Consider the following 13,643-nt stretch of genomic DNA (forward strand, 5'->3'; position numbering starts at 1 on the left):
GCGAATATTGCTATCACACAAATATTGATTTTATCTCTGCGGGTGAAATTCCATTTTCATAGAGCGTTTTCATCGCATTCATCGTTGGGCTGGTATGGGCAAAAAAAGCCTGGTAACCCGCGCACAGGTAGTTTTGATTCGAAGAACCAGAAACCGAAGGTAAAAAACGATGTTTAGGGCAACCACCATAACAGGCAAACTGCCACTGACAGGCATGACATTCCTGCGCCATTGTTCGGCGCTTATCGTCGCCAAACTGTCGATTCTGTTGGCTGTTGTTCATTGCGCGCAACGTCATATCCTGGATGTTTCCCAGTTTGTACTGTGGGTAAACAAAATGATCGCAATTATAGACATCGCCATTCATTTCCAGCGCAAACGAACTACCGCAGGTTGGCGCAAATACACATACCTGTGGCGGTAATCCGCACCAGGCCGCTAAAGTTTGCTCAAAAATCTGTACACCTACATCACCAATGTCGTTACGGATCCAGACATCAAAAATTGTATTAAGAAAATGGCCAAACTCGATAGGATCGACAGACCAGGACATCATTACAGTTTGTTTATCAACAGGATGTGCCAATCCTGTGTCACCACCTCTCTCAAGCAGCGGAATAAACTGCATATAACGGCTGCCAATGCTTTTCAGATATTCATAGACCTGCAGCGGATAACGCATATTTGTACGGTTAACGACCGTCAGCGTATTAAATTCGACACCGTGATGTACCAGACATTTAATGGCTTGCTCAACCTTTTCGTGTGTCGGCTTTCCTGAACGCGTAACGCGCCATTCATCATGCATAGCTGCATCACCGTCAATGGAAACCCCAACCAGGACGTTATGCTGCTTAAAAAACATCGCCCATTCGTTATCAATCAAAATACCGTTGGTCTGGAACGTATTGATTATTGTCTTTTCACCCGCATATATCTGCTGAAGTTCGACCGCCCGTCGAAAAAATGGCAGCCCCATCAAAGTTGGCTCCCCTCCTTGCCAGGCAAAAATCACCTCATCCACATCCTGCGCGGCGATATGCTGTTTGATAAACAATTCAAGCGTATCTTCAGACATTCTGTAATTGGCTTTTCTCTGCGGATAGAGCTTCTCTTTCTCCAGGTAAAAACAGTATTTACAATCCAGATTGCATACCGAACCCGTCGGTTTAATCATGACCTGACAACTTTTCCTGCTCATCATCATTCAAGCCTATAAATAAAAGAACCTGGCTCAGAGCTAAAACGCTGGGCCAGGCGGGCAGAGCCCGAAGTGGCATACATGGTATTTCTTATAGTTATTCGATTAGCCCCAGGTGACCGGCGTAGGCTTGTCACCGCGTGCTTTCATTAACGAGTCGTTATCAATATCCTGTTTATATTTCAGGAACTTACCGTAGAGTTGTTTTTCAATATCAGGCTGTTTGCCAATCTGGTTCAGTGTCTCAAAACGATCTTTTTTCAGGTTATAGAGGTACTTGGGTTTATTCTCACGATCGATGATCATTTTCCAGTCGCCATCACGAATAGCCCATTCATCAGTAGGGTCATCCTGGAATGGCATATCGATACCGAAAATCAGAGGTTTTTCACGTTTTAAGGTTTTCTGTTCCAGTAATGGAATCAAAGACTGCCCATCATAGGTGCGATCGGTAGGGAGCTTGAAGTTCATCATGTTTGCCAGGGTCGGCAACCAGTCGAGGCCATAGACAGGCGTATCTGTCACCATTCCCTGCGGAATATGCTTACCATATTTGATAATTGCCGGAACGCGGATCCCGCCCTCCCACAGATTATCTTTACGACCGCGAAGACCATCCGTTTCACCCGCAAGGTTTAACTCATACACTTTACGCGCTTCACGAGTGACAGGTCCGTTATCACTAGTAAAGATAACAATGGTGTTATCTTCTTCACCCATTGCCTTTATCTTATCCATTACTTTACCAACCTGAGCATCCATATAACTGATGTTGGCGTAATACTCACCTGTGCCACGCCAAGGTTTATCAGCCCAATCACCGTAGAACAGATCCGGATGCTGTTTCTGGTAGGCACTCATGTATTGCGAATACATATCGAGGTATTTTTTCGGTGAGGCCAGCGGACTATGGACCTCAGTAAATGCAACGTATAAGAAGAACGGTTTATCGTCTTTCTTGTTATCCAGCCAGTTAACAACTTCTGAACTAACCAGTTCACCGCTAAATGTTTCCGCTCTGCCAATCGGTTTGCCATTACGCACGAATCCGGTCGGATGCACGGTGCCATAGCGTGGGCGCTCTTTCGCGTTATCTAAAGTGGAATCGGTCACAAACCCGGCTGCATTCACCAGACCATAGTCAAACCCCATATCCTTAGCTTGCGGTTGGTCTGTTCGATCACCACCGGCATTGAGGTGTAATTTACCCATCATCGCCGTGTCATAGCCTTGCGCTTTCAGCAGATTAGCAATCGTCAGCTCATTACGGCCCAGTGCCACATCTTTCCCTTCCGGGATCCAGGAACGGATCCCCGTGCGGAACGGCATACGTCCAGTCAATAACCCAGCACGAGAAGGGGAGCACAGCGGAGCTGGCGCATAGTAATCCGTAAATCTCACACCATCCTGAGCCAATTTATCGATATTCGGTGTTTTAACGATTTGATGACCATAAGCCGCCAGATCGCCATAACCCAAATCATCCGCAAGAATGATGACTAAATTAGGACGCTTATCCGCAGCAGCCTGCGCGGTTTGTAATGTGCTCCCGGCACACAGTGCCAACCCAATCATGCTGGCAACGACTGTTCTTTTCATTTCAGTTCCTTTAATTTTAATTAAAATGAATATCCGACCATATAAATCATCTGATCCCCGTAACCGTCATAACCCAATTTGTTTTCAAAATAACGATACGTCACCGTAGCTTTCCATCGTGGATAAAACTTCCATGCCAGCGTTAATCCACCATTTAAACCATTCCGACCAAATTGCTGTTCCGCATAAGCATCATTTCTATCAAGCTCAATTTCATTCCAGTCAGATAAAACAAACTTCTCACCAAATAAGGTAAAATTGTAAGCCGCAGTCCAGCCAATAACGTAGCCATTCCAGCCGCTGGTTTGTCCGTATCGTTGTGATACATAGTCACCTGATTGATTATGCAAGCCGACATAAGGTTTAAAGAAACCCCAATCTCCACTCCACCCCAGATAACCGAGTCCATAAAACATATCCAGATCGTCACCCCAAGAGTTGTCCCATTGACCGTATATCTTGCCAAAGAAGGTATAGTCAGAATCAAAAAGACGCACATGGGTCATAGCAGAAACAGTATGGTTACGGCCCGCCACTGCATGGTTTAATACGTTGCTTTCAATAAAAGAATAGAATTCAGCCTCTCTGAAATTGACGCCAAAATCAGCCGTTGCTTTCCAAACTTCACCGCGGTGCACATTCACGAAACCGCTATTCCAGTCTGCATAACCAGCGTTAATTGACCCAAAAGAGTTTTTATATTCCAGAGCCTGTACATTTTGGCTAAAAAAGGCTGGAGTGGCTAATACAAGACTAGCCAATATTATTTTCTTTATCCGAGGCATTGAATTTATTCCCCATAATTATAATTTATTCATCAATGAATGAAGGTTCGCTGCGGTGATAAATATTAAACAAATGTAATTACAAGATAGTGATGTAAATCTCACATCAGAATAGATAAAGGCTGCTTAAAATAATGTGTCGAATAATGTTGCTGTAGATACGATAAGTTCATATTTATTAATAAACACATCAATACATTCTTACTAAACCACCTCTGATATATTTACCTGACATGTTAGAAAACTCACATTAAAGACCATCCAACTCACTTTTATCCTTGACAATAAAAAACCGGTATTCCCTTAAAGGGGAATACCGGTTTTTTCAAACGAGAAAGCTTTTCTGCTTTGTCGTTAGCGCGTCAGATCGTCAAAGAACTTCTTCACACCGTCGAAGAAGCTTTTGGAGCGCGGACTGTTTTGTTCGCCGGTCGGGCCGCCAAAGCTGTCCTGCAGATCTTTGAGCAGTTGCTTCTGCTTGTCGTTCAGGCCCACAGGGGTTTCAACCACCACGCGGCACAGCAGGTCGCCCTGAGCGCCACCGCGTACAGACTTGACGCCCTTTCCACGCATGCGGAAAAGTTTGCCAGTTTGCGTTTCGCCCGGAATTTTTAACTTCACGCGACCGTCCAGCGTTGGGACTTCAATCTCGCCGCCCAGCGCTGCCATCGCAAAGTTAATCGGTACTTCGCAGTACAGGTTATTGCCTTCACGTTCGAAAATTGGGTGCTGTTTTACCTGCACCTGAACGTACAAATCACCTGCTGGTGCACCATGTTCACCGGCTTCACCTTCGCCCGCTAAACGAATACGGTCGCCGGTATCAACCCCTGCCGGGATCTTAACGGACAGCGTTTTGCTTTTCTCAACACGACCATGACCGTGGCATTTGTTGCACGGATCTTTGATCAGCGTACCGCGACCCTGGCAGTGTGGACAGGTCTGCTGTACGGCAAAAAAGCCCTGACGCATCTGTACCTGACCAGAACCATGACAGGTTGGACAGGTCTGCGGCTGAGTACCTGCCTTCGCACCGCTACCGTGGCAGACGTCACACTCTTCCAGAGTCGGAATACGGATCTCTTTGGTGACGCCACGCACGGCTTCTTCCAGAGTGAGATCCATGTTGTAACGTAAATCAGCACCACGTGAGGCGCGCTGACGACCACGACCGCCGCCAAAAATATCGCCAAACACGTCACCAAAGATATCGCTGAAGTCAGCCCCGCCGCCAAAACCGCCGCCACCGCCCATGCCGCCTTGCTCAAACGCAGCATGACCGTACTGATCGTAAGCCGCACGTTTTTGCGCATCGGTCAGGATTTCGTACGCTTCTTTGATCTCTTTAAACTTGGCTTCGGCCTCTTTATCACCCTGGTTGCGGTCCGGGTGAAATTTCATGGCCAGGCGCTTGTAGGCCTTTTTGATTTCACGCTCTTCCGCTGATTTGGAAACGCCTAAAATCTCGTAATAGTCTTGCTTAGCCATCTCTTTTTATCTGCCCCTAACATGCGTGCACGGGCGGAGAGGAAACCTCTTCGCCCGTGCCAGTAATTACCCGTTCAAAGGGCGATTATTTTTTGTCTTTCACTTCTTCAAACTCGGCGTCGACAACGTCGTCATCTTTCGCGTTGTTTGCAGAAGCATCAGCGCCTGCTGCGCCAGCCTGCTGCTGTGCGTGCTGCTGCTGAGCGATTTCCATCAGTTTCTGGGAAACCTGTGCCAGCGCCTGCATTTTCGCTTCGATATCCGCTTTGTCTTCGCCTTTCAGAGAAGTTTCCAGCGCGGTCAGTGCAGACTCGATGGCAGTTTTGTCATCAGCTGGCAGTTTGTCGCCTGCTTCTTCAACCTGCTTACGAGTGCTGTGCAGCAGATGGTCACCCTGGTTACGAGTCTGAACCAGCTCTTCAAACTTACGGTCAGATTCTGCGTTCGCTTCTGCTTCGCGAACCATTTTCTGAATTTCTTCTTCGTTCAGACCAGAAGAAGCCTTGATGGTGATCTTCTGCTCTTTACCGCTGTTTTTGTCTTTCGCGGAAACGTGCAGGATACCGTCGGCATCGATGTCAAAAGTAACTTCGATCTGCGGCATACCGCGCGGAGCCGGGCTGATACCATCCAGGTTAAACTGACCCAGATCTTTGTTATCAGCGGCGCGTTTACGTTCACCCTGCAGCACGTGGATGGTTACCGCAGACTGGTTGTCTTCAGCGGTAGAGAACACCTGGCTGTGCTTGGTCGGGATAGTGGTGTTTTTCGCGATCAGTGGAGTCATCACGCCACCCATGGTTTCGATACCCAGAGACAGCGGGGTAACGTCCAGCAGCAGCACGTCTTTCACATCACCGGTCAATACACCACCCTGAACGGCAGCACCGATTGCCACTGCTTCGTCCGGGTTAACGTCTTTACGCGGCTCTTTACCGAAGAACTCAGCAACTTTCTTCTGTACCATCGGCATACGAGTCTGACCACCGACCAGGATAACGTCCTGAACGTCGGAAACAGACAGACCAGCATCCTGCAGAGCAACTTTCAGCGGCTCGATAGAACGGTTAACCAGGTCTTCAACCAGGCTTTCCAGTTTCGCACGGGTCACTTTGATGTTCATGTGTTTCGGACCAGTCGCGTCTGCAGTAATGTACGGCAGGTTCACGTCGGTCTGCTGAGCGGAAGACAGTTCGATCTTCGCTTTCTCAGCGGCTTCTTTCAGACGCTGCATCGCCAGCGGGTCATTACGCAGATCGATACCCTGATCTTTCTTAAATTCGTCAACCAGGTAGTTGATCATACGGCTGTCGAAGTCTTCACCACCCAGGTGGGTATCACCGTTGGTTGCCAGAACTTCGAAGGTTTTTTCGCCGTCAACTTCGTCGATTTCGATAATAGAGATATCGAAAGTACCACCACCGAGGTCATAAACCGCGATAGTACGGTTGCCAACTTCTTTATCCAGACCGTAAGCCAGTGCCGCTGCGGTCGGTTCGTTGATGATACGTTTTACTTCCAGACCTGCGATACGGCCAGCATCTTTGGTTGCCTGACGCTGAGCATCGTTGAAGTATGCAGGTACGGTGATAACCGCTTCAGTTACCGGTTCGCCCAGGTAATCTTCAGCCGTTTTCTTCATTTTTTTCAGCACTTCAGCAGAAATCTGCGGCGGTGCCATTTTCTGACCTTTTACATCAATCCATGCATCACCGTTGTCAGCACCGATGATTTTGTACGGCATGATGGCTTCATCACGCTGTACTTCTTCGTCCTGGAAGCGGCGGCCAATCAGGCGTTTAATCGCAAACAGGGTGTTTTGCGGGTTTGTCACTGCCTGACGTTTAGCCGGCTGACCAACCAGAGTTTCACCATCCTGGGTATAAGCAATGATAGAAGGCGTGGTGCGATCGCCCTCGGCGTTCTCCAGCACACGTGCAGTAGTGCCATCCATAATCGCTACACAAGAGTTGGTAGTACCCAGGTCGATACCAATAATTTTACCCATCTAAACGTCTCCACTAAAAATTCGGTCATCATGTGGTTGTGAATCTGTAATAAGGGCGAAACGTGCGGTTTCAACTACCCTGAATCGTTTTTTTTCAGACTCACCACTGCGGTTGTCTACAAGATGGGGTCGTAACCCACGTCATCAAGGGGGGCATGAAAATTTTTTTTAGCACAGTGGCGATAAAATTAAGGTAAAAAGGCAGAAAGGCAAAAAAACGAATAGTTTCCAATCAAAATCAATTCACAAAACAAATCAACACCAGCACGGTTATTCATGTGAAAATTGTAATAAAAAGAAAAGATTACGACCATGAAACGGTTTCCCGTCGGCGGTAAGATGGTCTGATGTCACACACTTTTACAGCCGTCAAAGAGAAATTCCATGAAATCCGTGTTAACCCTTTCCACCAGCCTGCTTATGGGCCTGCTGCTGAGCAGCGCCGCGCACGCTAACGATCATAAAGTTCTGGGTATGGTTGCGATGCCCCGCAACGCAACCAACGACCTCACGCTGAGAATTCCCGTTTGCCGGGTTGTGAAGCGCATTCAGCTCACCGCCGATCGCGGCGATATTAAACTTAACGGCGCATCCGTCTACTTCAAAGCAGTACGCACTTCCAGCCAAAGCCTGAACGTCCCGTCATCCATTAAAGAGGGACAAACGACCAACTGGATCACTATTAATAGCGACAACGACAATAAACGTTGCGTGTCTAAAATCACCTTCTCAGGCCAGTCAGTAAACTCCTCTGACATGGCAACGCTGAAAGTTATTGGCGACGACTAATTCCGCACATTTTGATTCAGAAGCCATAGAAAACATGCGGGGCAGATACGCGGTTGATGCGAAAGCCTTTGAACTGGAATAACCACTGCCGCGCCCATGAAGCAGCGCCATCTGGCTATGGGTATTTCTCACCAGATCGTCCACCAAATTCCTCAGTTCCCGGTGGTACTTCAAATCGTCTGTCTTAGCAAAATGATCAACCATGCGTAAGCGTGATGCCCATCACAGGGAAAATAATTCATTTTCCCTTCGTTAGATCATAGACAGTGCCCTCTCCCCTGATTATCATGCCGCGCCCCGAAGACAGTGATCGTTATTTGGGGAAACTATTTCACCATTCAATCAATGATGATTTTGAGGAATTATGGGCAACACTAAGTTGGCTAATCCGGCACCGCTGGGCCTGATGGGCTTTGGCATGACCACCATTCTGCTTAACCTGCACAACGCGGGTTTCTTCGCCTTTGACGTTATTATTCTGGCGATGGGCATTTTCTACGGCGGTATCGCGCAAATATTTGCCGGTCTGCTGGAATATAAAAAAGGCAACACCTTCGGTTTAACCGCCTTTACCTCCTACGGTTCGTTCTGGCTGACGCTGGTTGCAATCCTGATCATGCCGAAAATGGGCCTGGCGGATGCAACCAATGGTCAGTTCCTGGGCGTGTACCTGGGTCTGTGGGGCGTGTTCACACTGTTCATGTTCTTCGGCACGCTGAAAGCTAACCGCGCGTTGCAGTTTGTCTTCCTGAGCCTGACAGTGCTGTTCGCACTGCTGGCGGTTGGCAACATTGCAGGTAACGAAGCGATCATTCACGTTGCTGGCTGGATTGGCTTAGTGTGTGGCGCAAGCGCCATTTACCTGGCGATGGGTGAAGTGCTGAACGAACAGTTTGGCCGTACCATCCTGCCGATCGGTGAAGCGCACTAAACTGACGCTATCCCCCCGAACGGGGGGATATTCCTTACAAGCGCTGTAACTCTCCCTGTACGCTCGTATCGCGATGATAAATATCCTGTCGCAGCCAAATCCCCAGGCCTAACCCCACCAGCGATAACGCCAGCACATACCAGGCCGGAGCCATTGGCGACACGCTCATTAACATCGTCACGGCGATTGGTGTCAGACCACCAAAAATGGCGTACGACACGTTGTAAGAAAAGGAAATTCCGGTAAAGCGGACCTCCGCCGGAAACGCCCGCACCATCACATAAGGCACAGCCCCCACCACACCAACGCACAACCCTACCAGCCCGTATAACAAGAACAAGTGCTGAGGATGGCTGCCGGTCAGATGATAGAAAAACCAGCTTGAACAGGCCAGCAACAGGCTGCCGACAATAAAGGTTTTGCTGGCGCCGACCCGGTCGACAATAAACCCGGCCAGCAGACACCCGACGCACAGCATAATGGTGGCGACACTGTTGGCCTGTAACGTTAGCGCGGGTGCAAAACCATACTGCTTCTGCAACCAGACTGGCGACATCAGGATCACCACCACTATCCCGGCCGATAACAGCCAGGTCAGCAGCATGGAAATGACCACCGCTTTTTTATGTTTGCTCACCACCGACTTCACCGGTAGCTCTTGCGCCAGCGCTTTACGCTGCTGCATTTCGAGGAAGATGGGCGTTTCCTGCAACCAACGACGCAGGTACATCGCCACCAGCCCAAACACGCCCCCCAGCAGGAACGGGATACGCCAGCCGTAGTCATGCACCGCCTGCTGCGTCAGGCTGGTATTCACCAGAGTTGCGACCACCGATCCCAGCAGAATCCCCACCGTCAGCCCGGCGGTCAGCGTGCCACAGGCAATGCCGATGCGGCGCTCCGGTACGTGTTCCGCCACGAACACCCACGCGCCCGGCACTTCTCCGCCGATGGCTGCGCCTTGCAAAATGCGCATCAGCAGTAACAGCAGCGGCGCGAGGATCCCCATTGAGGCGTAGGTAGGCAAAAGACCAATCGCCAGCGTCGGTATCGCCATCAGCAAAATGCTCAGGGTGAACATTTTCTTACGCCCGACCAGATCGCCAAAGTGCGCCATGATGATGCCACCCAGCGGACGCGCCAGATATCCGGCGGCAAAAATGCCGAAGATTTGCACCTGACGTAGCCATTCAGGAATGTCTGCCGGGAAGAAGAGTTCGCCAACAACAGCGGCAAAGAAGACGAAGATAATGAAATCATAAAACTCAAGCGCACCGCCGAGGGCAGCAAGCGTAAGAGTTTTATAATCCTGGCGATTCAGCGGTCGAGTGTGTTGTGACATAGCAAACCATGAGTCAGTGGAGTTATTGAATCTGTCAGCCGATATATGTAAAGCAAAAATTACTATATCGTAAACAATTCAATACTCCACTGTCATTGGCACTTATGTCACGATCGGGCTACTTTCAGGCGTTTATATCGCGAATTGCGCTTTTAGGACGAAAAGATGCTACAACAGCCGGTGCGGTTTCCACATACGGCCCATCCAGCAACTGTATACAATACGGTACACTTGCAAATATACCCGGCACGATAACCTTACCGTCGGCATCTTTCACGCCTTCCAGCGTTTCTTTGATCGATTTCGGCTGCCCTGGCAGATTCAGGATCAACGCCTGTTTGCGAATCACACCAACCTGGCGGGAGAGAATAGCCGTTGGCACAAAGTGCAGGCTTATCTGGCGCATCTGCTCGCCAAAGCCCGGCATCTGGCGGTCGGCTACGGCCAGCGTGGCATCAGGCGTTACATCGCGGCGGGCCGGACCCGTTCCGCCGGTAGTCAGCACCAGATGACAGCTCATTTCATCCACCAGCTCACATAAAGTCTGTTCGATGATCGCCTGTTCATCCGGGATCAGTCGCGTTTGCAGCTCAAAAGGGGTGGTAAGGGCAGATGCCAGCCACTCTTCAAGGGCCGGGATGCCTTTATCCTGGTAAACGCCGCTGGAAGCACGGTCAGAAATGGAAACCAGGCCAATGCGTAAAGTATTCATGATTATTCCGTTTAAACAGTCTCGTTAAACAGAATGATACACTGCGAAGGGAAGGACAGACAGGTTTCAGAAGAGGTAGCGTGACCCCTGTCAGGGCCACGCGTTAATGATTACAGCAGATCGCCGATCATTTTTTCCAGTTTACCCTGGTCTACAGCAAACTTACGGATACCGTCCGCCAGTTTGTCTACAGCCATCGGATCCTGGTTGTGCTGCCACAGGAACTCAGCTTCAGTGATACGTGCAGGGCGCGCTTTCACTTCGCCGGAGAAGGACAGTTTACGTTCGATAGTGCCTTCGCTTTCCGCCAGCTCTTTCAGCAGTGCCGGAGCAATCGTCAGACGATCGCAGCCTGCCAGCTCAATGATTTCGCCGACGTTACGGAAGCTCGCACCCATCACCACGGTTTCGTAACCGTGCTGTTTGTAGTACTCGTAGATTTCCGTTACGGAAACCACACCCGGATCTTCTGCCGGTGCATACTCTTTCTTGTCAGTGTTGGCTTTGTACCAGTCCAGAATACGACCAACAAACGGAGAAATCAGGTATACGCCAGCTTCTGCACATGCGCGCGCCTGCGCGAAGGAGAACAGCAGAGTCAGGTTACAGTTGATACCTTCTTTTTCCAGCTGCTCAGCGGCACGGATGCCCTGCCAGGTTGAAGCCAGTTTGATCAGAATGCGATCGTTGCTGATGCCAGCATCGTTGTACATTTTGATCAGACGTTTTGCTTTCGCGATGGACGCGTCGGTGTCGTAGGACAGACGAGCGTCAACTTCAGTAGAAATACGACCCGGGACCAGTTTCAGGATCTCCAGACCGATATTTACTGCCAGTTTGTCGGTCGCGTCGACGATCTGCTGTGCGCGATCGTTGCTCTGCTGCTTAGCCCAGGCTACAGCATCATCAATCAGCTTGCGGTATTCTGGGATCTGCGCTGCGTTAAGAATGAGAGAAGGGTTAGTTGTGGCATCCTGAGGCTGATACAGCTTCATTGCCGCGATGTCTCCGGTGTCGGCCACTACTGTGGTGAACTGACGAAGGGAGGTCAATTTGTCCGTCATGATAGCGATTCTCTTTAAACAGCTTGTTAGGGGGATGTAACCGATCTTCCCTGATGATAGCACGACGCACTCTCAGCGCAACCGCCTGGATTGTCCGACCCGCTGCTCAGCCCTGATTACGCATCTCACAGCCCGTGATGCGCAATTAAAGATATACCCATTGTTATGGTAAACTCCCGCAATCAATCACCTTATAAGGTATATACTGGTCGATAATTGGTAGCGCTTACACGGGATTATTCGCGCTTACCGGCATCAACAAGAGGGATGTTAATGCCTGATTTTTTCTCATTTATTAATGAAATACTCTGGGGATCGGTGATGGTCTACCTCCTGCTTGGCGCAGGATGTTGGTTCACCTGGCGTACAGGGTTCGTGCAGTTCCGCTATATTCGCCAGTTTGGCAAAAGTCTTAAAAACAGCATCAGCCCGCAGCCGGGCGGTTTAACTTCCTTTCAGGCATTGTGCACCAGTCTTGCCGCGCGCGTCGGTAGCGGAAATCTGGCGGGTGTGGCGTTGGCGATCGCCGCCGGCGGCGCGGGAGCCATTTTCTGGATGTGGGTCTCGGCGGTCATTGGTATGGCAACCTCATTCGCTGAGTGCTCACTTGCCCAACTGTATAAAGAGCGCGACAGCAAGGGACAGTTTCGCGGCGGTCCTGCATGGTATATGGCCCGTGGGCTGGGCATGCGCTGGATGGGCGTGCTGTTTGCCATCTTTTTACTCATTGCCTATGGCCTGATTTTTAACAGCGTTCAGGCGAACTCAGTCTCTCGTGCGCTGGATTTTGCTTTTGATATCCCTCCCCTCTTCTCCGGTATCGCACTGGCAATCGCGTCATTAGTGGTCATCGTCGGCGGCATTAAAGGCGTCGCACGCCTGATGCAATGGTTTGTTCCGATGATGGCGCTGCTGTGGATCGGTTGTAGCCTCGTCATCTGCCTTTGGCATTTCGGACAGCTCCCCGGCATTATCATGACCATCATAAAAAGCGCCTTTGGCTGGCAGGAGGCCGCGGCCGGTGCCGCCGGGTATACGCTGAGCCAGGCTATTGCCAGCGGCTTTCAACGCGGTATGTTCTCTAATGAAGCCGGAATGGGCTCAACCCCGAACGCAGCTGCCTCGGCAGCATCCTGGCCGCCACACCCTGCAGCACAAGGCATTGTGCAAATGATTGGTGTATTGGGCGATACGGTAATTCTTTGTACGGCCAGCGCAATGATCATTTTACTGGCGGGTAATGGCACCACTTATGTGCCAATGGAAGGCATCCAGTTGCTGCAAAGAGCCATGGTCTCGCTGACGGGTGAATGGGGAGCCGGATTCGTGGCTTTTATTGTGATTCTGTTTGCCTTTAGCTCTATCGTCGCCAACTACATTTATGCGGAAAACAACCTCGTTTTCCTGAAGCTGGACAACATCCGCGTCATCTGGCTATTACGTATCGCTACCGTGAGTACCGTTGTTGGGGGAACGTTAGTCAGCTTCCCACTCGTCTGGCAGTTGGCCGACATCATTATGGCTTGTATGGCCATCACTAACCTGACGGCGATTCTGCTGCTTTCTCCGGTTGTCCATACCATCGCCAGCGACTATCTGCGCCAGCGTAAACTCGGGGTGCGCCCAGAATTCGATCCGCGCCGTTATCCTGATATCAGACAACAGCTTGCGCCCGATAGCTGGGATGAAACGCCGCGCGAATAGCGCGGCAATCGCAACCATCG

11 protein-coding genes are annotated in these 13,643 nt (G+C 50.1%); 3 read left to right on the forward strand and 8 right to left on the reverse strand.

The window, feature by feature from the left end; all coding sequences use genetic code 11:
• Positions 1 to 13: 13 nt before the first annotated feature.
• The 5 genes from OGX89_RS03605 to dnaK all read right to left on the reverse strand — a co-directional run bounded on the left by OGX89_RS03605 (position 14) and on the right by dnaK (position 7,081).
• Positions 14 to 1,204, reverse strand: a complete 1,191-nt coding sequence (locus tag OGX89_RS03605) for an anaerobic sulfatase maturase (RefSeq protein WP_126956924.1) — start codon at positions 1,202 to 1,204, stop codon at positions 14 to 16.
• Between the two features lie 102 nt (positions 1,205 to 1,306).
• Positions 1,307 to 2,800, reverse strand: a complete 1,494-nt coding sequence (locus tag OGX89_RS03610) for a sulfatase family protein (RefSeq protein ID WP_126956926.1) — start codon at positions 2,798 to 2,800, stop codon at positions 1,307 to 1,309.
• Positions 2,801 to 2,820: 20 nt separating this feature from the next.
• On the reverse strand, positions 2,821 to 3,585 hold the full coding sequence (locus OGX89_RS03615) for an outer membrane protein OmpK (protein ID WP_126319312.1): 765 nt from the start codon (positions 3,583 to 3,585) through the stop codon (positions 2,821 to 2,823).
• A gap of 354 nt (positions 3,586 to 3,939) precedes the next feature.
• Positions 3,940 to 5,073 carry a molecular chaperone DnaJ gene (dnaJ, locus tag OGX89_RS03620; RefSeq protein ID WP_003829737.1) on the reverse strand — a complete coding sequence of 378 codons (1,134 nt, stop codon included), beginning with the start codon at positions 5,071 to 5,073 and terminating at the stop codon, positions 3,940 to 3,942.
• Positions 5,074 to 5,158: 85 nt separating this feature from the next.
• Positions 5,159 to 7,081 (reverse strand): molecular chaperone DnaK, encoded by a 1,923-nt coding sequence (dnaK, locus tag OGX89_RS03625; RefSeq protein ID WP_003829739.1) that lies wholly within the window; start codon positions 7,079 to 7,081, stop codon positions 5,159 to 5,161.
• Positions 7,082 to 7,465: 384 nt separating this feature from the next.
• On the opposite strand from dnaK, the gene OGX89_RS03630 reads away from it, so the two are divergent.
• Positions 7,466 to 7,870, forward strand: coding sequence for a DUF2541 family protein (locus tag OGX89_RS03630; protein WP_003829741.1), 405 nt, complete (start codon positions 7,466 to 7,468; stop codon positions 7,868 to 7,870).
• A 364-nt stretch (positions 7,871 to 8,234) separates the two neighbouring features.
• Positions 8,235 to 8,801 (forward strand): acetate uptake transporter, encoded by a 567-nt coding sequence (satP, locus tag OGX89_RS03635; RefSeq protein WP_003829744.1) that lies wholly within the window; start codon positions 8,235 to 8,237, stop codon positions 8,799 to 8,801.
• A 34-nt stretch (positions 8,802 to 8,835) separates the two neighbouring features.
• Here the strand turns inward: satP and OGX89_RS03640 are convergent, their stop codons facing one another.
• The 3 genes from OGX89_RS03640 to tal all read right to left on the reverse strand — a co-directional run bounded on the left by OGX89_RS03640 (position 8,836) and on the right by tal (position 11,919).
• A complete protein-coding gene (locus tag OGX89_RS03640) occupies positions 8,836 to 10,143 on the reverse strand; it encodes an MFS transporter (RefSeq protein WP_126956928.1) in 1,308 nt (435 codons plus the stop codon).
• 124 nt (positions 10,144 to 10,267) lie between these two features.
• Positions 10,268 to 10,855, reverse strand: a complete 588-nt coding sequence (gene mog / locus OGX89_RS03645) for a molybdopterin adenylyltransferase (RefSeq protein ID WP_003829749.1) — start codon at positions 10,853 to 10,855, stop codon at positions 10,268 to 10,270.
• A gap of 110 nt (positions 10,856 to 10,965) precedes the next feature.
• A complete protein-coding gene (tal, locus tag OGX89_RS03650) occupies positions 10,966 to 11,919 on the reverse strand; it encodes a transaldolase (RefSeq protein WP_003829752.1) in 954 nt (317 codons plus the stop codon).
• Positions 11,920 to 12,192: 273 nt separating this feature from the next.
• Between tal and OGX89_RS03655 the strand changes: the two genes are divergently transcribed.
• Positions 12,193 to 13,623 carry an alanine/glycine:cation symporter family protein gene (locus tag OGX89_RS03655; RefSeq protein ID WP_126956930.1) on the forward strand — a complete coding sequence of 477 codons (1,431 nt, stop codon included), beginning with the start codon at positions 12,193 to 12,195 and terminating at the stop codon, positions 13,621 to 13,623.
• Positions 13,624 to 13,643 lie beyond the last annotated feature (20 nt).

The sequence above is a fragment of the Citrobacter sp. Cpo103 genome, assembly GCF_030332605.1.
In the GTDB taxonomy this organism is placed as follows: Bacteria; Pseudomonadota; Gammaproteobacteria; order Enterobacterales; family Enterobacteriaceae; genus Citrobacter; species Citrobacter portucalensis.

What these genes read in the sequence shown, in the direction of transcription:
- OGX89_RS03605 (WP_126956924.1), bottom strand. Translation starts at nt 1,204, where the DNA reads ATGATGAGCAGGAAAAGTTGTCAGGTCATGATTAAACCGACGGGTTCG.
- dnaK (WP_003829739.1), bottom strand. Translation starts at nt 7,081, where the DNA reads ATGGGTAAAATTATTGGTATCGACCTGGGTACTACCAACTCTTGTGTA.
- dnaJ (WP_003829737.1), bottom strand. Translation starts at nt 5,073, where the DNA reads ATGGCTAAGCAAGACTATTACGAGATTTTAGGCGTTTCCAAATCAGCG.
- OGX89_RS03610 (WP_126956926.1), bottom strand. Translation starts at nt 2,800, where the DNA reads ATGAAAAGAACAGTCGTTGCCAGCATGATTGGGTTGGCACTGTGTGCC.
- OGX89_RS03630 (WP_003829741.1), top strand. Translation starts at nt 7,466, where the DNA reads ATGAAATCCGTGTTAACCCTTTCCACCAGCCTGCTTATGGGCCTGCTG.
- OGX89_RS03615 (WP_126319312.1), bottom strand. Translation starts at nt 3,585, where the DNA reads ATGCCTCGGATAAAGAAAATAATATTGGCTAGTCTTGTATTAGCCACT.
- tal (WP_003829752.1), bottom strand. Translation starts at nt 11,919, where the DNA reads ATGACGGACAAATTGACCTCCCTTCGTCAGTTCACCACAGTAGTGGCC.
- satP (WP_003829744.1), top strand. Translation starts at nt 8,235, where the DNA reads ATGGGCAACACTAAGTTGGCTAATCCGGCACCGCTGGGCCTGATGGGC.
- mog (WP_003829749.1), bottom strand. Translation starts at nt 10,855, where the DNA reads ATGAATACTTTACGCATTGGCCTGGTTTCCATTTCTGACCGTGCTTCC.
- OGX89_RS03655 (WP_126956930.1), top strand. Translation starts at nt 12,193, where the DNA reads ATGCCTGATTTTTTCTCATTTATTAATGAAATACTCTGGGGATCGGTG.
- OGX89_RS03640 (WP_126956928.1), bottom strand. Translation starts at nt 10,143, where the DNA reads ATGTCACAACACACTCGACCGCTGAATCGCCAGGATTATAAAACTCTT.